This window comes from Amycolatopsis sp. CA-230715 (assembly GCF_018736145.1).
Lineage (GTDB): Bacteria > Actinomycetota > Actinomycetes > Mycobacteriales > Pseudonocardiaceae > Amycolatopsis.
In genome coordinates, this window is record NZ_CP059997.1 from 5,124,992 (window position 1) to 5,143,102 (window position 18,111).

Consider the following 18,111-nt stretch of genomic DNA (forward strand, 5'->3'; position numbering starts at 1 on the left):
GGGCCGCTTTTCCGTCTCCGCGCCGGGGACATTTAGCGGGCTAAACGCTCCCGGCCCCGGACGAGCGCGTTTAGCGGGCTAAACGTTCCCAGCCCGGGACGAGCGCGTTTAGCGGGCTAAATGTCGTCGGCGGCCTCGGGCCGGAGGAGCGCAGGTCAGCTGCGCAGCTGGGCGTTGAGCCGCGCGGCCTGGCGCGTGAGGTGGTCGCGTTCGGCGAGGTTGGATGCCGCGTGGGCGGCTTCGGCGTAGAGCCGCGCCGCGGTCACCAGGTCACTGTCCCGCTCGTGCAGGTACGCCCCGGCGGCGGCATGGCGGGGCAGGGCGGGGTCGAGTTCCGCCAGCGCGGCCAGGCCGGCTCGCGCGCACTTGGCCTCGCCGACCGCGACGGCCCGGTTGAGGCGAACCACCGGGCTGTCGGTGAGGCGCACCAGTTCGTCGTACCACTCGACGATCTGCGCCCAGTCGGTCTCCTCGGCCGTCCGCGCGTCGGCGTGGAGCGCGGCGATGGCGGCTTGGGCCTGGAATTCGCCAAGCCGGTCGCGAGCGAGGGCCGCCTGGAGCACGTCGACGCCCTCGGCGATCAGGCGGCCGCTCCAGAGGCCGCGGTCCTGTTCGGCGAGAGGCACGAGGCTGCCGTCGGGGGCGGTCCGCGCCGCGCGCCGTGCGTGGTGGAGCAGCATGAGTGCGAGCAGGCCAGCGACCTCCTCGTGGTGGGTCATGACCGCCAGTTGGCGAGTGAGCCGGATCGCCTCGCCGGAGAGGTCGACGTCGCCCGAGTAGCCCTCGTTGAAAACCAGGTAGAGCACGCGCAGCACCGTCCCGACGTCACCGGGTTGCGTGAACCGGACGGTCGAGACCGTCCGCTTGGCTCTGCTGATCCGCTGGGCCATCGTCGCCTCGGGCACGAGGTACGCCTGCGCGATCTGCCGCGTGGTCAGGCCGCCGACCGCGCGCAGCGTGAGCGCGACGGCCGAAGCCGGCGTCAGGGACGGGTGCGCGCACAGGAAGTAGAGCTGGAGCGTGTCGTCCACCGCTTCGCTCGGGCCGGGTTCGGGCTCGTCTTCGACGCGTTCCTCGCGGTGCCGCCGAGAGGTGTCAGCGCGGGCCGCGTCGATGAACTTGCGCCAGGCCGCGGTGACCAGCCAGCCCTTGGGGTCCCGCGGCGGGGCGTCCGGCCACACGCGCAGGGCCTCGACCAACGCGTCCTGCACGGCATCCTCGGCAGCCGCGAAGTCGGCCCCGCGACGGACGAGGATGCCGATCACGGTGGGAGTGAGGGTCCTCAGCAGAGCCTCGTCCACAGCCCGTCACTCCGTGATGGTCGCGTGCATGGTCAGGAACGGGCGAAGCTCGAGCCACTCGTGGATCGGCTTTCCGCCCGCGCCCGGAGCCGCGGAAAGCTCACTCGCCAGCTCGAGCGCCCGTTCGCGGGTCTCCACGTCGATCGCGATCCAGCCGGCGATGAGGTCCTTGGTCTCCGCGAACGGGCCGTCGGTGACCGGCGGCCGTCCCTCGCCGTCGTAGCGGACGAACGTGCCCTCTTCGGAGAGGCCCTGACTGTCGACGAACTCGCCGGTGTCCTTGAGCCTGCTGATGAAATCCTGCATGTACCGCATGTGGGCCGACAGTTCCTCCGGCGCCCACTGGTCCATCGGGACGTCGTTGACCGCTGCCGGTGCGCCCCGGTAGTGCTTGAGCAGCAGGTACTTGGCCATCGTGTGCTCCTTGCTGTGGTGCGGCCATTGTGGCCGTGTTCGTTTCGGAGACGGAGCCGTTTCCGGGTTCTCGACATCGCACCGAGATCTTTCCTGACGGCACTCGGCTCAGGCGTGCTGACGCTCCTGCTGCCGCCGCGCCAGTTCCTCGACCGCGCTCGGCAGGGTGGTCTCGAAGTCGATGAGCTTCGCCCAGGTCGGGGTCACGACGATCCGGACCATGCCGTCGTAGAGCGCGCGGACGTTGGCTTCCCACTCGACCCGTTGCTCGGGCGTCATCGCGTAGGTGCCGTTCATTTCGAGGTACTCGGACGGGATGCCCTCGACGACGTCCAGTTCGGCCCGCCCGCGGATGAGCAGGATCTTGGGCGGATGAACCTCGGTGTCGATCGTCAGCGCGACCATCGGATTCTCGCGCAGGCTCGGAAGTTTCGGCGCGTTCGTCGGAGTGCACAGGACGATTTCGGTGCCGTTCCAGTGGAACGCGATCGGGATGCTGCGGGGTGTGCCGTCCTTGGCGACGTAGGCCAACCGGGTCAGATCCCTGGCCAGCAACTCCTGGCTGATCGGCCGGTTCAGCACCTCGGTGATTTCGTTCGGTCGCATGTCGACTCCCTGATCTTCGTCGTGTTCTGGTCGGTTCACCGCAGGGACGAAGCCGTGCACGGGTTCTCGACATCATGCGCGCCGCGCGTTCCGACTGGGCGCGTTTAGCCCGCTAAACGCGCCAAGGGGGCGCCGCCGAATAGGCGTCGGGAGGGGAACAGGCCCAGTAGAGTCCGGCGCCGAGCAGCGCCGTCGGGATCGCCACGCGGAACCAGCCGAACCGCGGCATCACCGCGAACGCGATCGCGCTCAGCACCACGAGCGCCGTGGCCACCAGGACGAGCGGCCATCGTCGCCTGGCCAACGCGGGCGCCAGCAGCGCGAACAGGAGCGCGACGCCGGGCACGCTGAACGCCAGCGCGATCGCCAGCGACAGCAGCCTGCCCAGACCGCACCACGCCGTCGGGTCGGCGTGCTCGCAGGCCACGGTGTTCGCCTCGTCGAGGCACTGCCACAGCGCACCGCAGGCCGCGCCGGTCAGGAGCCCGGCAACGCCGGAGGAAACCGGTCTTCGCGCCATGGCGGTCACGAGGGCGCCTGCCCGGCGGTGTGCACCCACCGGGCAGGCGAACCCGTTACGGCTTCAGCGGGCCGGGGTAGAGGTACTGGTCCGCGGGCTTCGCGTTGCCGTAGAACCAGGCGTCGAAGAAGCCTTGCAGCCGCTGACCCGAGACCCGCTCGACGAACCGCTGGAACTCCGGCAGGTTCGCGTTACCGTCCCGGTGCAGGCTCGGCCAGAGCCGCAGCACCGTGTCGAACGCGCGATCGCCGACGGTTCGCCGCAACGCGTGCAACGCCATCGGGCCCTTGCTGTAGACCGCCGTGAACTCCTTGCCAGGGCCCATGTCGTAGAGCTTTCCCGCCCAGAAGGCCGGGGTGGCCTTCTTCACCGCCGCCAGGTAGCGCGCGTCCATGGGCTTGTTCGACTTCGCTTCGCTCCACATCCATTCGGCGTAGCTGGCGAAGCATTCGTTCAGGCACACGTCCTTCCAGTCGTCCACCGCGACCGAGTCGCCGTACCACTGGTGCGCGTTCTCGTGGACGATCGTGGGCAGGTCTGCCCATCCCGCGTAGACCGGCCTGCTCATGGTTTCGAGCGAGAAGCCGATCTGCTCGGTGAGGAAGATGCCGCCCGCGGCGTCGATGGGGTACGGGCCGAACTTCGACGACAGGAAGTCGATGACCTCCGGCAGCCGCCCTTCCGCCTGCTTCACGGCGTCGGGCACGCCTTGTGCGAACGCGTCCACCACCGGGGCGCCGTCGCGCAGCCGCGAGCGCTTGAAGTCCCACTTCCCGATGGCGACGGTCGTCATGTACGGGACGACGGGTGTTTCCTCCGCCCACACGTGGGTGGTTCCTTGCGGGGCTTTGCGGGTGCCGCGCTCCTGGCCGTTGGCGATCACCCCCCACTCGTCCGGGACGGTGATCGACAGGTGGAAGGTCGCCTTGTCCTTCGGGGTGTCGTTCACCGGGTACCAGGTGGCCGCGGAATGCGGTTCACCCGCGACGAAGGCGCCGCCGCTTTCGGAGTACTGCCACCCGTTGGCACCGAGGGACGGGTCGCTGATCGCGGTCGGCTTGCCGTGGTAGGCGATTTCGGCGACGAACGGCTGGCCGCGGCGCAGCGCGCGGGCCGGGGTGATGACCAGTTCGTGCTCGCCGGTCTGCTTGAAGGTCGCCTGCTTGCCGTTGACCTTCACCGAGTCGACGCCGAGCTTGTGCAGGTCGAGGTTGAACGAACTCAGGTCCTGCGTGGCGCGCGCGGTGACGCGCTGGTTCCCGATCAGGTCGTGCGATGCCGGGTCGTAGGTCGTCGAGAGCGTGTAGTCGGCGACGTCGTAGCCGCCGTTTCCGTCGGTGGGGTAGTAGCTGTCGCCGGCGCCGTCGCTGCCCGGCGTCGGGTGACCGGACGCTTCCGCGACCCCGGCACCGAGGGTGAGCCCGGTGAGCACGGCGACCGTCGCGGCCACGGCCGGACGGCGCCAGCGGGTGCTTCCACTCATGAACACTCCCGTTGATCCAAGAATCCGTGTCGGGCGAACGTATCGTGAACGGGCCGCGCATCCGCGGCGCGAGTCCGTTTTGTCGGAACAATCCCCACGTCGGTCGGTAGCTCCCGCACCGGGCCGCGCCGCGTTCTGGAAAGCTGGGCAGGTGCGCATCGCCCTGCTCGGCCCGGTACGGGCGCTCGCCGATGACGGTGCCCCGATCGACATCGGCGGCGCCCGCGTGCGCATGCTCCTCGCCAGGCTGGCGCTGGACGCGGGCAAGCCGGTGTCCGTCGATTCGCTCGTGGACGGTTTGTGGGGCACGGATCTGCCGAGTGACTCCGCGAACGCGTTGCAGTCGCTGGTGTCGAGGTTGCGCCGGGCGCTCCGCGGGGCGGCGGCCGTCGAATCCTCGGGCGGGGGATACGTGCTCGCCCTCCCGCGCGACGCCGTCGACGTGCACCGGTTCGGCGAGCTCGTCGCGCGCGGCAGCAGGGAGTTGGCGGCCGGACACCATGAGCAGGCGTCGGCGGTGTTGACGGAGGCGCTCGCGCTGTGGCGGGGTGAGCCGCTGTCCGACGTGCAGGAGGCGCCGTTTGCCCAGGGGGCGGCCGCGAGGTTCGCCGAGCTGCGCGCCGCTGCCGAGGAAGATCGATTCGACGCCGAAATCGCGTTGGGGCGCCATGGTGCCGTACTCGCCGATCTCGAGGAGGCGAGCGAACGCGAACCGCTGCGCGAGCGCCTGCTCGGGTTGAGGATCCGTGCGCTGTGCGCCGCGGGGCGGCAGGCCGAGGCGCTCGGCCTGTACGAACGGCTCCGTGCCGCGCTCGCCGAAGACCTGGGAGTCGACCCGTCGCCGGAACTCCGCGAGATCCACCTGGCCGCCGTCCGGGGACAGTTAGCGGGCAAAACGTCGCCGAGGAAGCAGGCCGACGATCACCTGCCGGTGCGGCTGACCAGCTTCGTCGGCAGGGACGACGAGCTGCGGTCGATCGGCGCCCAGCTCGCCGAGGCGCGGCTGGTCAGCCTCATCGGGCCGGGCGGCGCGGGCAAGACCCGGCTCGCCACGGAAGCCGCCGCGCGCCACCCGCTCTACGAGCGCGGCCGAGTCTGGTTCGTGCCGCTCGCCGGTATCCGGGACGCCGACGCGCTGCCCGCCGCGGTGCTCAGCGCGCTCGGCGTCTGGGACATCCGCCATCGCGAGCAGACGGCACAGGTGGTCGACGTCCTCGACCGGATCACCGAACAGCTCGCGATCGGTGACGCGCTGCTGGTGCTGGACAACTGCGAGCACCTCGTCGACGAGGCCGCCGCGTTCACCCACGACCTGCTCGGCCGCGTGCCGGGCCTGCGGGTGCTGGTGACCAGCAGGGAACCGCTCGCGATCACCGGCGAGGCGCTGTGCCACGTCGGTCCGCTCGGCCTGCCGTCGGAGGGCGTTCCCGTCGCCGAAGCGCCCGCGGTACGGCTGTTCACCGATCGCGCTGCCACGGTGCGCCCGGGATTCACTCTGGACGAATCGACGGCCGACGCCGTCGTCGAGATCTGCCGACGGCTCGACGGCATGCCGCTGGCGCTCGAACTCGCCGCGGCACGCCTGCGGTCGATGACACCCGGGCAGATCGCGAAGCGGCTCGACGACCGGTTCCGCCTGCTGACCTCCGGCAGCAGGGTCGCGTTGCCGCGCCAGCGGACACTGCGTGCGGTGGTCGAGTGGAGCTGGGAACTGCTCACCGAACACGAGTCGATGGTCGCGCGCCGGTTTTCCGTCTTCGCCGCCGGTGCGACCGCGACCGCCGTGGAAGCGGTCTGCGCCGGCGACGATCTGCCCGCTGAAGACGTCGTGTACGTCCTGGGCTCGCTCGTCGAGAAGTCGATCGTGGACTCCACCGTCGACGAAGCGGGCGAACCCCGGTACCGCATGCTCGAGACGATTCGCGCGTACGCCATGGAGCGACTCGACGAGTCCGGTGAGAAATCCCGGACCCAGGCGGCGTTCGCGGTGTACTTCCGCGATCTGCTCGAGGAGATCGAGCCGACGCTGCGCACCGCGGATCAGCTGCACGCGATGGACGTCATGGACGCCGAGTACGGCAACCTGGTCACGGCCCTGCGGCACGCGATCGACACGGGCGACCTCGACACCGCGCACCGGGTGGTCGGCGCCATGTTCTGGTACTGGGTGATCCGCGGCGTCAACGACCAGATCGCCGAATTCACCACCAGCGTGCTCGGCATGGACGGCGACCTCCCGCCGGGTACGCGCACCGCGTTGCGTGCCGTCCAGCTCGTGACCACGGCCTACCCCGGCGGCGTCGACATCGCCTCGGCGACCGAACTCGCCGAAGAGGCCATCCGCACCGGTGCCGTCGAGCGCTATCCGGGGCTGATGATGGCCGTCCCGATGCTCGCGTTCTTCGCCAGGGAGCTGTCGCTCGCGGAGACCGTCGTCGATGCCTTCGACCAGATCGACGATCCGTGGTGCCGGGCGTGTGCCGCGTGGGTACGGAGCTTTCTGCTGACAGAACGCGGCGAACTCGAACGCGGCGAAGAAGTGCGGAACGAGGCGCTGCGGCTGTACGAGCAGGTCGGCGATCGGTGGGGTATCGCGATGACGCTCAGCATGAAGGCGGAGGGCAGGTCGCTGAGGGGAGATCACGTCGCCGCCATCAGCACTTACCGGCGAGGGCTGGAACTGGCGCTCGAACTGTCTTCGGACGAGGACGTGGTGCAGCACCTGATCAGGATCGTCGAAGAGCGCGTGCGCAGCGGGGACCTGGACGGTGCGGCCGAGGACATGCGCCGGGTGGAAGAGCTCGCGGGCCGCAACTGCGGTGGCGAGCTCAAAACGATGGGCCAGCTCGGCCGGATCCCGCTGCTCCGGGCGCAGGGCCGGTACGACGAAGGACATCGGCTGCTCGATCAGCTGGACGAAACCGTGCACGACCTGCCGATGCCGCACTGGGTTTACAAGGAGTGGCTCGCCAGAGCCAGGGTCACGCTGTTTCTCGCCGAGGGGAAACCGGCGGAAGCAAGGGCGGCGCTGCGGGCCAGCACGATGGCCGTTGACGCCCGCAGGGACATGCCGGACGCGGCGGTCGACGCCACGTTGGCCGCGAATCTGCTGCACCAGGAAGGAAACCCGGAAGCGGCCGCGAAGGCGGTCGGCTTGAGCCTCGCGTTGCGCGGCATCCTCGACGTCGGCGATCCGGAGCTGCGCGAACTGATCGGAAAGCTGAAACAGGAACTCGGTGGCGAAGACTACGAGCGCGTCTTCGCCACCGGTACCGCACTGTCCAAAGACGACGCCATGGTCACCTTGCGGAAGCTGCTGTCCTGACCGGGTTTTCGGAGAACTCCCCGAGTGCCGCCGCGAGCGGAACCACGTCCGGGAAATGCGTTTGCCCTGGCAGGCCGACGAGTCGTCCGAACGGGACGAGGTCGGCGAGCCACCGGCAGTCCTCCTGCCCTGCCTCGTCGCTCGCGTCGCCGCGCAGCCGCAACGCGGGAACCGTCAGCTCGGCCCACTGCTCGGGCCGTGGTTCCGCCGAGCTCAGGCACCGCAGGTCCGAGACCACGCCACCGGCGCGTTCTGCCAGCAGAACGCTGAGCTGGGTCAGATCCTCGCCGGGCGGCATGGCTTCGACCGCGCTGAGGAATTCGGCCACGACCTCGGACTCTTTGTGCTCCGCCAGCAGGTCCCGCGCCCGGGACAGCATCGGAAGCAGCCCGGGGCCCATTGCGTGCAGCGGCGGTTCGTACAGCGCGAGCGTACTGATCCTGTTGCCCGCGACCCGAGCGGACTCGAGCGCGGCGATCGCGCCGAAGGAATGTCCGAAGACCATCGCGGGTTCACCGATCCAGTCGAGCACCGCGACGATGTCTTCCGCTTGGTCGCGCATCCGGCACGGCCGGGAACCGCTTTCGCCGTAGCCGCGGCGTTCCAGCAGCACCACCCGGTGCCGGTGGGCCAGCGCCGCCATCAGCGGATGGTAAAGCGGCGGCGGTGCCAGCGACCCGGGCACGACCAGAATCGGCGTGCCGGAGCCGGTGGACTCCACCGTGAGCGCGATGCCGTCCGCTGAGGAGATGATGGCGCCGGCCGGCATCAGCTGGCTTTCCTGCGGTAGCTCACCATCGCGAGCGGGAAGAACACCGCGACCGTGCCCGCCATCCAGGCGAGCGTGCCCAGCAGCGAGCTCGCGACCACGCCGCCGTTCATCAGGCCCCTCAACGTGTCCGAAAGCAGGCTCACCGGGCTGATGTCGGCCCAGGCCTTCAGCCAGCCCGGCATCTTGTCGGTCGCCACGAACACGTTGCTGCCGAACGTCAGCGGCATGATGAACACGAACATCAGGCCCTGCACCGCGCCGGGGCTCTTCATCAGCGTGCCGACGAACACGGCGACCCAGCAGAAGCACAGTCCGAACGCGATGGCCAGCGCGACCGCGATGAGCAGGCTGCCGGGATCGGTGCCGAGCCGGTAGCCCATCAGCACGGCGACCACGAACAGCACCACCATGCACACCAGGTACCGCACGACGTCCGCGAACACCGCGCCGACCAGCGGTGCCGACCTCGCGATGGGCATGCTCCGGAACCGGTCGAACACGCCCTTGCTCATATCGGTGTTCAGCTGCACGCCGATCGTCATGCTCGCCTGGAGTACGTTCATCGCCATCACGCCCGGCACGACCATCTGCAGGTACGCGTCGATGTTCCCGGCCAGCGCGCCGCCGAAGAGGTACACAAATATCACCAGGAAGGTGATCGGCATCAAGGTGACGTCGAGCAGCTGCTCGGGGTTCTTCTTGATCTTCAGAATGCCGCGCCAGGCCAGCGACAGCCCGTGCTGGAGCGCCAGTGCCGGGCCCACCCTGTTGGGTGTGGTCATCGTGGTCATGCCAAGCTCTTCTCGTATTCGAAGTCCGAAGTGGACTCTGCGGACTTTGTCGCGGAATTCCCGGTCAGGGAAAGGAAAACCTCGTCGAGACTGGGCAACCGCAAGGCCAGCTCGTCGGCGACGATCCCGGCGTCGTCGAGCCTTCGGACCAAAGTGGACAGCAGAACCGGGTCCGACACCGGCGCGGTGAGCAGACCGTTGTCCTCGTCCCGTGACGGCCTGCCCCCGACCAGTTCGCCGAGGATGCGTTCCACGGCGTCGAGATCGGCCGCCGTGCTGGGACGGACCTGCAGGGTCTGCCCGCCGACGCGGCGCTTCAGCTCGTCGGAGCGGCCGTTGGCCACGACGCGGCCGTGGTCGATCACCGTGATGGTGTCCGCGAGCTGGTCCGCCTCTTCGAGGTACTGCGTGGTGAGCAGCACCGTCGACCCGTCCGCGACCAGGCCGCGCACCACCTGCCACACCTCGTTGCGGGCGTGCGGGTCGAGCCCCGTGGTCGGCTCGTCGAGGTAGATCACCGACGGACGGCCGACCAGGCTCGCGGCCAGGTCGAGTCGCCTGCGCATGCCGCCCGAGTAGGTTTTGATCGACCGGCTCGCCGCGTCCGTCAGCTCGAACCGCTCCAGCAGCTCCGCCGCGCGTGCGCGCGCGTCGCGCCGCGACAACCTCAGCAGCCTGCCGATGAGCACCAGGTTCTCGGTGCCGGACAGGTCCTCGTCGACCGACGCGTACTGGCCGGTGAGCCCGATCAGGCTCCGCACCCGCACCGGCTCCTTCACCACGTCGAACCCGCCGACCGTGGCGTGCCCCTCGTCCGGGGTCAGCAGCGTCGCCAGGATGCGGACCGCGGTTGTCTTCCCCGCGCCGTTCGGGCCGAGCACGCCGACCACCTTGCCGGTCGGTACCTCCAGATCGACCCCGTCGAGCGCGGTCGTCGCCCCGAATCGCTTCACCAGGCCTTCGGCCCTGATCGCAAGCGTCATGGATCCTCCCTCGTTGCTTGCCGCCAGCATGCGTGCGCGACCTGACAGGCCACGCACAGCGCGCTGTCAAGGGCTGGCACTCGCCGGTGGAAGACTGAGCGCATGGCGGAGGCGGTAGTCGAAACCGGACGGTTCGCGGGATGGGGGCGGCGCTTGACCAGTGCGGTGCTCGTGGTGCTCGCGGCGGCGTTCGCCTTCGCCGCGTTGTTGAGGCTGCTGGGCATCGACGGCAACCGCTACACCGCGGCCGTCGTCGCGCTGACCCCGCACGTGGCCGTCGCCGGCGTCGTGCTCGGCGTCGTCTCGCTCGTGCTGCGGCGGTGGTGGACCGGCGGGATGGTGCTCCTGCTGGCCGCCGCCCTGATCGCCCTGATCGTGCCGAGGGCGGTCGCCGACGATTTGCCCGCTAAAGGCGGCAGGCCGCTCCGGGTTCTCTCGGCGAACCTGTACTTCGGCCAGGCGGACGCCAAGGCGGTGGTCGGCATGGTTCGGGACCACGACGTCGAGGTGCTCAGCCTGCTCGAACTGACACCCAAGGCGGTCGCCGCGCTGGATGCCGCCGGGCTGTTCACGCTGCTGCCGAACCGGGTACTGCACGCGATGCCAGGTGGGGCCGGATCAGGCCTGGTGTCGAAGTACCCGCTGAGCGAACTTTCGCTGGCAGATCGTTCCAACCTCGCCCAGCCGAGCGCGCGCGTCGACCTGGGTGGCGGCGCCGCGGTGGAGGTGGTCGCCGTGCATCCGGTGCCGCCGACCACTTCGTCGTCCGACTGGCGCGCCGACCTGGAGAAGCTCCCCATGGCAACCTCCGACCTGCCGGTGCGCCTGCTGGCAGGTGACTTCAACGCCACGCTCGACCACGCCGCTCTACGGCGGTTCCTCGACGGAGGTTATGCCGACGCGGCGGCTCGCAGCGGGCACGGCCTCAAGCCGACCTGGCCGGACGGCATCTTCCCGCCGCCGGTCACGATCGACCACGTGTTGGTCGACGATCGGGCGACGGTCAGCGACTACCAGGTACTCGACATCCCGGGCTCCGACCACTCCGCGATCTTTTGCGGGCTAAACGTTCCCGTGTGAGCCCGGGGAAGACCCGCTGAGGAGGGCGGAGAGGGCTTCCGACGCCGCGAGGGAAAGCGAGACACCCCGCCCGTGGCGGACCTCGGGCTCTCTCGTGTTGATGCGGATGAGCGCGCCCGTAGCGGCCGAAGCCAGCTCCGCGTAGCGGCGAACCGTAGGGACCGCTGTCCCCGCCCCAACCTCGACCACCACGAGACCACGGCGTCGTCGTCGCCACGCCGTCAACTCGTCCAGCTGAAGACGACTGCGACCAGGCAGCCAACCCCAGTCGTCGAACATCAGGATGTTCGGCCGGGCGAGACCCCCGCACCGAGGGCATGCGGGAAGCGGTGGCACCGCACGCATGGTGTCCTCGTCGACCGGGATGTCGTGGTCATCGGCGGACCAGATCGCGTCGGAGCAGCGGTCGACGCACTGGAGGTGATGAATCGATCCGTGCGCCTCGGCCACCTGCGGGAACTCGGCGCGCTGGAACTGCCCATCCACATTGGAGGTGAACACCCGGAAGCCGCCGCTGAGGCGCTCGCCCCACGCGCGCAGGAGACGGAACCCCTCGTGCGGCACTGTCTTCCGGTACAGCCGCAGGCGGTGGCCGTAGAAGCCCCACGCGAGTTCCGGATCGTCGTCGAAATGCCGCGGCGTGGCGACTTCGACGAAACTCAGCCCGAGCCGCGCGTAGGGCGGATAGGCACGCCAAAAGCCGTGATCACCACGGAAATCGGGCAAGCCCGAGTCGACGCCCATTCCGGCACCGGCGCAGACCAGGAGCGCTTCCGCGCCCGCGATCAGGTCGGCGGCACGTTCGAGTTCGCTCACGCCTCGCGTGGTGAGGCGCTCTGCACCACCTCGAACTCGAGAAGGCTGGAGCCGGTGCCGACCGGCTTCGCGCGCTCACCCGAGTGGGCCTGCTTCGCCGAGCCGTTCATCCAGGCCTGGAAGTGCTCATCGGACTCCCAGTGGGTGCAGACGAAATACCGAGTCTCGCCCGCGACAGGGCGGAGCAACTCGAAGCCGAGGAAGCCCGGCTCACCGTCGACGGCACCGAGCCTGGCTGCGAACCGCTTCTCGAGCTCGGGCCCAGCACCTTCGGGAACCTCGATTGCGTTGATCTTCACTACTGCCATGACCGCCACCCTACTGACCCGGTCGCCGCCCAAGCGCCATCGAAGGACCCCCACCCCGAAATCCCGCTTCGCCGTTGAGCGCGTTTAGCCCGCGAACTGCGCGCAGACGGCGCGGCCGCCGGTCGGACTGGTCGGCCCGGGTGACCTGTGCCACGCTGGCGGCAATGGGGTACATGAGCGGGGTTACCAGGGCAGAAGTGGAACAGGCAGCCACGCCGATCGTCGTGGGCATACGTGGTTCGATCGCGGTCAGGGACCGGTTCGACGAGCTACACGGTGAGCACGACGTCTTGAGCGGCCGGACGCTGGCGTTCGTGCTGGGGGCCTGACCGCGATGCGCGTGCTGATGGCGACAACTGCGGGCTCCGGCCATTTCGGACCGATGGTGCCCTTCGCTGCGGCGTGCCTGCGCGGCGGCCACGAGGTTCTGGTCGCCGCGCCCGAGTCGTTCGGCGACGCGGTGGCCAGGACCGGGCTGCCGTACTGGCCGTGTGCGGACATCGAACCCGTCGCGCTGGCTGATGCGCGCGCCAGGATCGTGGCGGCAGGGCCGGAGAAGATGAACGAAACCACGGTCAAGGTCGGCGCCGAGCTGGCGGCGCGCGCGATCCTGCCGCGCATGCTCGAAGCGATCGATACCTGGCGGCCGGATGTCATCCTCCGCGAGATCGGCGAGACCGGATCGCGCGTGGCGGGGGACCTTCGTGGTGTGCCACAGGTGCAGGTGCTCGTCGGCTTGGACAAGTTCGTCGATTTCACGGTCCCGCTCGCGTCCGGCGCGCTGGTGGGTCTGCGCGAGGAAGTCGGGCTGGCTCCGGACCGCGACGGCACCGAGTGGTTCGGTATGCCGTCCGTCAGTCTGTTTCCGCTGTCGTTCGAGGAACCAGGGCGGCGGCCGCGAATTCATCGTTATCGCGAGCCGGACGCGGCCGTCACCGCGTTGCCGGACTGGTGGCCACAACGCGAGGATCCCTTGTGTTACCTGACATTCGGGACTGTCTCGGGTTCGCTTCCGTTCGCCGCTTCGGCATTGCAAGAGGCGGTTGAAGCGGTGGCGTCTCTACCGGTGCGACTGCTCGTGACGATTGGCGACGACGGTGATCCGGCGGACTGGGCGATGCCAGCCAACGTGCGCGTCGAGCGTTGGGTACCGCAGCGGGACGTGCTCGCGCACGCGTCGGTGATGGTGTGCCACGGCGGTGCTGGCACCGTGCTGGGCGGGCTTTCCGCGGGAGTGCCCATGGTGGTGGTGCCGCAGTTCGCCGATCATCCGGACAACGCCGAGCGTGTGGCTGCTGTGGGGGCTGGCGTTCGGCTCGGCGTGGACGGGAGGACGACGCGGCTGGATCCCGACGCGCTGCGGGAGGCTGTCAGCAGGGTGTTGGTGGAACCGGGGTACCGGTCGGCGGCAGGTGCGGTCGCCGATGAGATCGCGGGGCTGCCACCCACCGACGCGGTAGTGGACCTCCTCGCAGACCAGTGATCAGCTCCGGGTGGAGACCCGCTTCTGCTGGAACCGTGGTGCCGGGCCTCCAGATCGCTGTTCGACGTTTTGCCCGCGAACTGTCGAGATTTGCCACGGCACCGTGTCGGTAGGTGGTGACGGGCTGCTAGCGCTGTCGAGCCGTCACCCGTGGCGCCTGCGCTCGTAGAGCAGCCGATAATGATCGACGGAACTGCCGTGCGGGAGAGGAGCGCAGGTGGCCATCTCACGGGCCGGTGTGGTGGATTTCGGCGGCGAGGGCCCGCCGATCCTGTTGCTGCACGGACTGATGGGCCGCGCGACCACGTGGTGGAGCACCGCTCGATGGCTGGCCGGATACGGCCACGTCGTAGGGCTCGACGCCGCTGGGCACGGCCGAGGCTCGACCGACGGGCCGTGGCACACCGAACGCTTCGTCGAGGACGCCGCGGAATTGCTGCGGGAACTCGACGAAGGGCCCGCGATCGTGATCGGTCACTCGATGGGTGGGCTGCACGGCTGGGTGCTGGCCGCGACCCACCCCGACCTCGTGCGCGCCGTCGTGGTGGAGGACATGGCGCCCGATCAACGCGGCAGAACGGTCGATGACTGGCGCGGGTACTTCGACTCCTGGCCGGTCCCGTTTCGCTCGCTCGCCCACGTCCGCGACTTCTTCGGCAGCACAGGTGACTACTTCATCGAATGCGTCGTGGAACGGGACGACGGCTACTACCTGCTTGCCGATCTCGAGAACCTGTACGAGATCGCGGCCGAATGGGGCCGGCGGGACTACTGGTCCTTCGTGGACGGCATCAAGTGCCCGCTCCTGGTCATCGAAGCCGAACACACCGCGATGCCTCCTGAGCAGCAATCCGCTCTCGCGGCCAGAGCACCAGGTGGCGGTACCCATCTGATCGTCCGGGGCGCGGGTCATGTGGTCCACGAAAGCAATCCGCTCGAATACCGAGGCGCCGTGGAAGCGTTTCTGGCCGATGTCCTCGGCCGCTGACGTCCGGCACGTTTAGCGGGCTAACTGTCGCGGATTTTCCCGGGTTGTGGATAACTGGGGGCGGTGTGGACAACTCGGGCCTGCGCGGGCCGGATCGACGCGCATTGTCGGGGTCGTCGGCGACCGTTGCCGGGTGTTGATTCGTGCAGACAGAGCAAACAAGAACCGAACCAAGAGTCCTGACCTGGCAAGGCTTCCCGAGGTTTTCCGCGGGTCGGTCGCGCGCAGGATGGGCCTGATCACGGCAGGACAGTTGCGCGGCCCGGCGGTCAGGAGACTGTTCCAGGACGCCTACGCCCGCGCCGATGTCGAAGTCACCCACGAGCTGCGGTGCCGAGCGGCGGCACTGATCGTGCCTGCCCAAGCCGTGCTCACCGGCCGTTCGGCGGCGACGGTGCACGGCGTGGCACTGGCCAATCCGTACGACCCGGTCGAGTTCGTGGTGCCGGAGAAGCATCGTTTCGGACCCATTGCCGGCATCAAGGTCCGCCGCACCGCGGTCACGCCCACTGAATCGCGCCCGTGGCAAGGCATTCGGATCGCGAGGCCGGCGCGAGTCGCGCTCGACCTCCTTCTCCGGCTGTCGCCCAGAATGCGCGGATGGGTACGGCGCTTACGCCAAGGCGTGCCCGATCTCGACGCCTACCTCAGATCCGGACGCGTCGGGACCCGTGCGTTGGAAACGCTGTTTCGCCGTCGCCGGAACCGGGGTATTCGCCTTGCCCGCGAGGCACTCGAGTTGTCCGATGCCCGCGCGGAGTCCTTGCCGGAGTCGGAGGTTCGCGTCGTTCTCCGGGCGGGCGGCTATCAGCCCACCGCGCAGCTCGTCGTCCGCAGCAGGCGCCGCCGGTTCCGCGCTCGGCTCGATCTCGCCCTCGAAGAAGACAAAGTCGCCATCGAATACGACGGAGCCTGGCACAACACACCGGCACAACGCGCTCATGACCGGCGAAGACGGGAACGCCTCGAAGAGGACGGCTGGACGATCATCGTGATCACAGCCGAAGACCTGGCGGGCGACCACAACCGGATCCTCGAGCGCGTGGACCGAGCCATGCGACGCGATACGGCCGAACGTCAGAGCTCGGAGAGCAGCTCCTTCCATGTCTGAGTCGACAGAACCTGTGGCCTGGTACGGGTGGCGTCGGTCAGGACTCCGGCCGCGCGGGCGGCCTCGGTCCCGGCACCTGGCTGGACCGGTTGGGTCAGCAGAGGCCAGATGTCGGCTCCGAGAAAACCGGTTTCATCGGTATGGGCATTGCCGTAGCAGAGGTGCGGGGTGATGCCCTTCGCCTTGGCCAGCTCTGCGACCGCGTTTCGCGTGGAGGCTCCGAAGATCCCATCGGTGGGCACGTTTCGCACACCCTGGTCGCGCAGAAGGTGTTGGGCCACAAGGACTTTCTGACCCGTCTCACCTGGCTTGAGCAAGGGCCATTCGGCGACCTGCCTGACCGCCAGTCCGAGCGCGGCGCCGACCGCGGTACGCAGTTCGGGCAACCGGTTGTACAGAATCTGCCCAGGGCATTCCGTCGAGTTGAAATCGCGGTGGCCCTTGATGAACTCGGGGGTGATGCCGTACTGGCTGGCGATGTAGGCGACCAGTTTGACCAGTGAGTCCCAGAGCGCCTTCGGCACGTCGACCGTGCTGTAGAGGCCTTCGTTCTCGATGCCGATGACTTCACTGTTGTGGTTGCCGACGTTCGCGCCCTGCACGTGCTGAGTGCCCCCACGCAGGATTTCGAGGCTGCGGTGCCTGCCTTCGGTGACGAACCCGCCTCGGCTGTTCGTGAACTGCTGGCCGGTGTCGATCCAGCCCCGCGTGTTCATGTGGAAGTTCTGGATGTCGCGGGAGATCTGGAAGGCGTGTTCCTTCGTGTAGTCCTCGTTGTTGCCAGGGTCGACGGTGTGGTGCACGACGATGTAGGTCGGCTTGTGGTTCTCGACGACGATCGTTCCGGTGGCAGGCCGGGCACCCCAGTCCGCGGTGCTGAAGATCTCCGGCGCGGGCGCTTTCGCGCTTGCGGCTCTCGCGGTCGTCGTGCCCAGCACCCCCAAGGCACTCACGGCAGTCACGGTGAGACTGCCTTTCAACAGGGCGCGACGGTCGAAGCCGGATTCCGTGGCCATTCTCGATCTCCCTCGACAGGGGGCACGGCCGGTGTGCAGGGCGACCGGGCCCAGATCGGTCTATTCGGTTATGCGCAGTTGTGCATCAGCAGGGTTGATACCGGCAGACGCTAACCTCTCGAACCGGGTCAGACAACCGCTAACGAACTGATCCGATAACACGTTGGCGATCGGCAATGAGGTCGGGCGTAGCGCGTTGCGCTGTTCGGCCTAGTGTTCGCCGGGTAGTGCGAACAGGCCCTCGGTCGTTTGCTCGACCAGGCCGTCGACGAGCAACGAGTCGAGGCAGCGATCGCGTTGGCCCGCTTCGTGCCAGACGACGTCGAGCTTGCTCTTGGACACCGGGCCTTCGGCTCCACGCAACACGTCCAGCAGCAGCCCGCGCACCTGACGGTCCGTGCCCGCGAATCGCTGAACCTGTTTCGCGGGACCCGCGTACGCGGGGCGTCCGGCGTGCTGCCACGCGCAGTCGGCGTGCAGCGGGCAGTCGGCGCAGCGCGGTGACCTCGCCGTGCAAACCAGCGCGCCCAGTTCCATCAAAGCCGCGGAAAACCGTGCCGCGCGGGCATCTTCGTCAGGAAGCAGGGCTTCCACGTCGGCCATGTCGCGTTTCGTCGATGGAGGGCCGGCGTCCCCAGCGCCGTGCACGGCGCGAGCGACGACACGTCGAACGTTCGTGTCGACGACCGGTGCTCGCTTGCCGTAGGCGAACGCCGCGACCGCGCGAGCGGTGTAAGCACCGATACCGGGCAGCGCGAGCAGGGTGTCGACTTCAGCGGGCACAACGTCGTCATGCTCGCTCGCGATGGCGGACGCCGCTTCGTGCAGGCGCAGGGCGCGACGTGGGTAGCCGAGCTTGCCCCAGGCCCGCACCACCTCACCCTGAGTGGCAGCGGCCAGCGCGGACGGCGTTGGCCAGCGGTCCATCCATTCCAGCCAGATCGGCAGGACGCGAGCCACGGGAGTTTGCTGCAGCATGATCTCGCTGACCAGCACTCCCCACGCGGTGCGGTCCGGTTCGCGCCACGGCAGATCGCGTCCAACCGTGCCGAACCAGTCGACGAGGACATCGGGATCGATCGAAGAACGACTGTGCACGACCATGATGACGACC

18 protein-coding genes are annotated in these 18,111 nt (G+C 68.7%); 6 read left to right on the plus strand and 12 right to left on the minus strand.

All coding sequences use genetic code 11. From position 1 onward, the window contains the following. Positions 1–155 precede the first annotated feature (155 nt). The 5 genes from HUW46_RS24665 to HUW46_RS24685 form a co-directional block, all read right to left on the minus strand. Positions 156–1,301 (minus strand): RNA polymerase sigma factor, encoded by a 1,146-nt coding sequence (locus HUW46_RS24665; protein ID WP_215549523.1) that lies wholly within the window; start codon positions 1,299–1,301, stop codon positions 156–158. 6 nt (positions 1,302–1,307) lie between these two features. After that, positions 1,308–1,715, minus strand: coding sequence for a YciI family protein (locus HUW46_RS24670; protein WP_215549524.1), 408 nt, complete (start codon positions 1,713–1,715; stop codon positions 1,308–1,310). Between the two features lie 108 nt (positions 1,716–1,823). Next, positions 1,824–2,321 (minus strand): pyridoxamine 5'-phosphate oxidase family protein, encoded by a 498-nt coding sequence (locus tag HUW46_RS24675; RefSeq protein ID WP_215549525.1) that lies wholly within the window; start codon positions 2,319–2,321, stop codon positions 1,824–1,826. Between the two features lie 112 nt (positions 2,322–2,433). Next, entirely contained in the window at positions 2,434–2,850 is a 417-nt protein-coding gene (locus HUW46_RS24680; protein WP_215549526.1) for a hypothetical protein, read from the minus strand. 46 nt (positions 2,851–2,896) lie between these two features. Beyond that, positions 2,897–4,324: a M1 family metallopeptidase gene (locus tag HUW46_RS24685; RefSeq protein WP_215549527.1), complete on the minus strand. Its 1,428-nt coding sequence runs from the start codon at positions 4,322–4,324 to the stop codon at positions 2,897–2,899. 151 nt (positions 4,325–4,475) lie between these two features. On the opposite strand from HUW46_RS24685, the gene HUW46_RS24690 reads away from it, so the two are divergent. Continuing rightward, positions 4,476–7,649, plus strand: a complete 3,174-nt coding sequence (locus HUW46_RS24690; protein WP_215549528.1) for a BTAD domain-containing putative transcriptional regulator — start codon at positions 4,476–4,478, stop codon at positions 7,647–7,649. Here the strand turns inward: HUW46_RS24690 and HUW46_RS24695 are convergent. Genes HUW46_RS24695 through HUW46_RS24705 form a run of 3 tightly spaced genes read right to left on the minus strand, consistent with a single transcriptional unit; the run spans position 7,624 to position 10,195 of the window. Beyond that, complete coding sequence (locus HUW46_RS24695; protein WP_215549529.1) at positions 7,624–8,418, minus strand: alpha/beta fold hydrolase; 795 nt, start codon at positions 8,416–8,418, stop codon at positions 7,624–7,626. The genes HUW46_RS24690 and HUW46_RS24695 overlap by 26 nt on opposite strands. Next, entirely contained in the window at positions 8,418–9,212 is a 795-nt protein-coding gene (locus HUW46_RS24700) for an ABC transporter permease (protein ID WP_215549530.1), read from the minus strand. Before HUW46_RS24700 ends, HUW46_RS24695 begins: the two co-directional genes overlap by 1 nt. Continuing rightward, complete coding sequence (locus HUW46_RS24705) at positions 9,209–10,195, minus strand: ATP-binding cassette domain-containing protein (protein ID WP_215549531.1); 987 nt, start codon at positions 10,193–10,195, stop codon at positions 9,209–9,211. The genes HUW46_RS24700 and HUW46_RS24705 overlap by 4 nt, the downstream gene beginning before the upstream one ends. A 102-nt stretch (positions 10,196–10,297) precedes the next feature. Between HUW46_RS24705 and HUW46_RS24710 the strand changes: the two genes are divergently transcribed. After that, a complete protein-coding gene (locus tag HUW46_RS24710; RefSeq protein WP_215549532.1) occupies positions 10,298–11,275 on the plus strand; it encodes an endonuclease/exonuclease/phosphatase family protein in 978 nt (325 codons plus the stop codon). Here the strand turns inward: HUW46_RS24710 and HUW46_RS24715 are convergent. After that, entirely contained in the window at positions 11,258–12,091 is an 834-nt protein-coding gene (locus tag HUW46_RS24715; RefSeq protein ID WP_254126536.1) for an SIR2 family NAD-dependent protein deacylase, read from the minus strand. The genes HUW46_RS24710 and HUW46_RS24715 overlap by 18 nt on opposite strands. After that, positions 12,088–12,399, minus strand: a complete 312-nt coding sequence (locus HUW46_RS24720; RefSeq protein ID WP_215549533.1) for an antibiotic biosynthesis monooxygenase family protein — start codon at positions 12,397–12,399, stop codon at positions 12,088–12,090. Before HUW46_RS24720 ends, HUW46_RS24715 begins: the two co-directional genes overlap by 4 nt. A 197-nt stretch (positions 12,400–12,596) precedes the next feature. Between HUW46_RS24720 and HUW46_RS48790 the strand changes: the two genes are divergently transcribed. From HUW46_RS48790 to HUW46_RS24735, 4 genes are all read left to right on the plus strand, one after another. Further along, positions 12,597–12,728, plus strand: a complete 132-nt coding sequence (locus tag HUW46_RS48790) for a hypothetical protein (protein WP_256451445.1) — start codon at positions 12,597–12,599, stop codon at positions 12,726–12,728. Between the two features lie 5 nt (positions 12,729–12,733). Continuing rightward, positions 12,734–13,882: a glycosyltransferase gene (locus tag HUW46_RS24725; RefSeq protein ID WP_215549534.1), complete on the plus strand. Its 1,149-nt coding sequence runs from the start codon at positions 12,734–12,736 to the stop codon at positions 13,880–13,882. Between the two features lie 217 nt (positions 13,883–14,099). After that, entirely contained in the window at positions 14,100–14,870 is a 771-nt protein-coding gene (locus HUW46_RS24730) for an alpha/beta fold hydrolase (RefSeq protein WP_215549535.1), read from the plus strand. Positions 14,871–15,099: 229 nt separating this feature from the next. Continuing rightward, positions 15,100–15,981 (plus strand): endonuclease domain-containing protein, encoded by an 882-nt coding sequence (locus HUW46_RS24735; protein WP_215550087.1) that lies wholly within the window; start codon positions 15,100–15,102, stop codon positions 15,979–15,981. On the opposite strand, the gene HUW46_RS24740 is transcribed toward HUW46_RS24735, so the two are convergent. Then, positions 15,948–16,997 carry a peptidoglycan recognition protein family protein gene (locus HUW46_RS24740; protein WP_215549536.1) on the minus strand — a complete coding sequence of 350 codons (1,050 nt, stop codon included), beginning with the start codon at positions 16,995–16,997 and terminating at the stop codon, positions 15,948–15,950. The genes HUW46_RS24735 and HUW46_RS24740 overlap by 34 nt on opposite strands. 210 nt (positions 16,998–17,207) lie before the next feature. Further along, positions 17,208–18,101, minus strand: coding sequence for an A/G-specific adenine glycosylase (locus HUW46_RS24745; protein WP_215549537.1), 894 nt, complete (start codon positions 18,099–18,101; stop codon positions 17,208–17,210). Between the last annotated feature and the right edge of the window lie 10 nt (positions 18,102–18,111).

What these genes read in the sequence shown, in the direction of transcription:
- HUW46_RS24670 (WP_215549524.1), bottom strand. Translation starts at nt 1,715, where the DNA reads ATGGCCAAGTACCTGCTGCTCAAGCACTACCGGGGCGCACCGGCAGCG.
- HUW46_RS24675 (WP_215549525.1), bottom strand. Translation starts at nt 2,321, where the DNA reads ATGCGACCGAACGAAATCACCGAGGTGCTGAACCGGCCGATCAGCCAG.
- HUW46_RS24685 (WP_215549527.1), bottom strand. Translation starts at nt 4,324, where the DNA reads ATGAGTGGAAGCACCCGCTGGCGCCGTCCGGCCGTGGCCGCGACGGTC.
- HUW46_RS24695 (WP_215549529.1), bottom strand. Translation starts at nt 8,418, where the DNA reads ATGCCGGCCGGCGCCATCATCTCCTCAGCGGACGGCATCGCGCTCACG.
- HUW46_RS24700 (WP_215549530.1), bottom strand. Translation starts at nt 9,212, where the DNA reads ATGACCACGATGACCACACCCAACAGGGTGGGCCCGGCACTGGCGCTC.
- HUW46_RS24705 (WP_215549531.1), bottom strand. Translation starts at nt 10,195, where the DNA reads ATGACGCTTGCGATCAGGGCCGAAGGCCTGGTGAAGCGATTCGGGGCG.
- HUW46_RS24710 (WP_215549532.1), top strand. Translation starts at nt 10,298, where the DNA reads ATGGCGGAGGCGGTAGTCGAAACCGGACGGTTCGCGGGATGGGGGCGG.
- HUW46_RS24720 (WP_215549533.1), bottom strand. Translation starts at nt 12,399, where the DNA reads ATGGCAGTAGTGAAGATCAACGCAATCGAGGTTCCCGAAGGTGCTGGG.
- HUW46_RS24725 (WP_215549534.1), top strand. Translation starts at nt 12,734, where the DNA reads ATGCGCGTGCTGATGGCGACAACTGCGGGCTCCGGCCATTTCGGACCG.
- HUW46_RS24735 (WP_215550087.1), top strand. Translation starts at nt 15,100, where the DNA reads ATGGGCCTGATCACGGCAGGACAGTTGCGCGGCCCGGCGGTCAGGAGA.
- HUW46_RS24740 (WP_215549536.1), bottom strand. Translation starts at nt 16,997, where the DNA reads ATGGCCACGGAATCCGGCTTCGACCGTCGCGCCCTGTTGAAAGGCAGT.
- HUW46_RS24745 (WP_215549537.1), bottom strand. Translation starts at nt 18,101, where the DNA reads ATGGTCGTGCACAGTCGTTCTTCGATCGATCCCGATGTCCTCGTCGAC.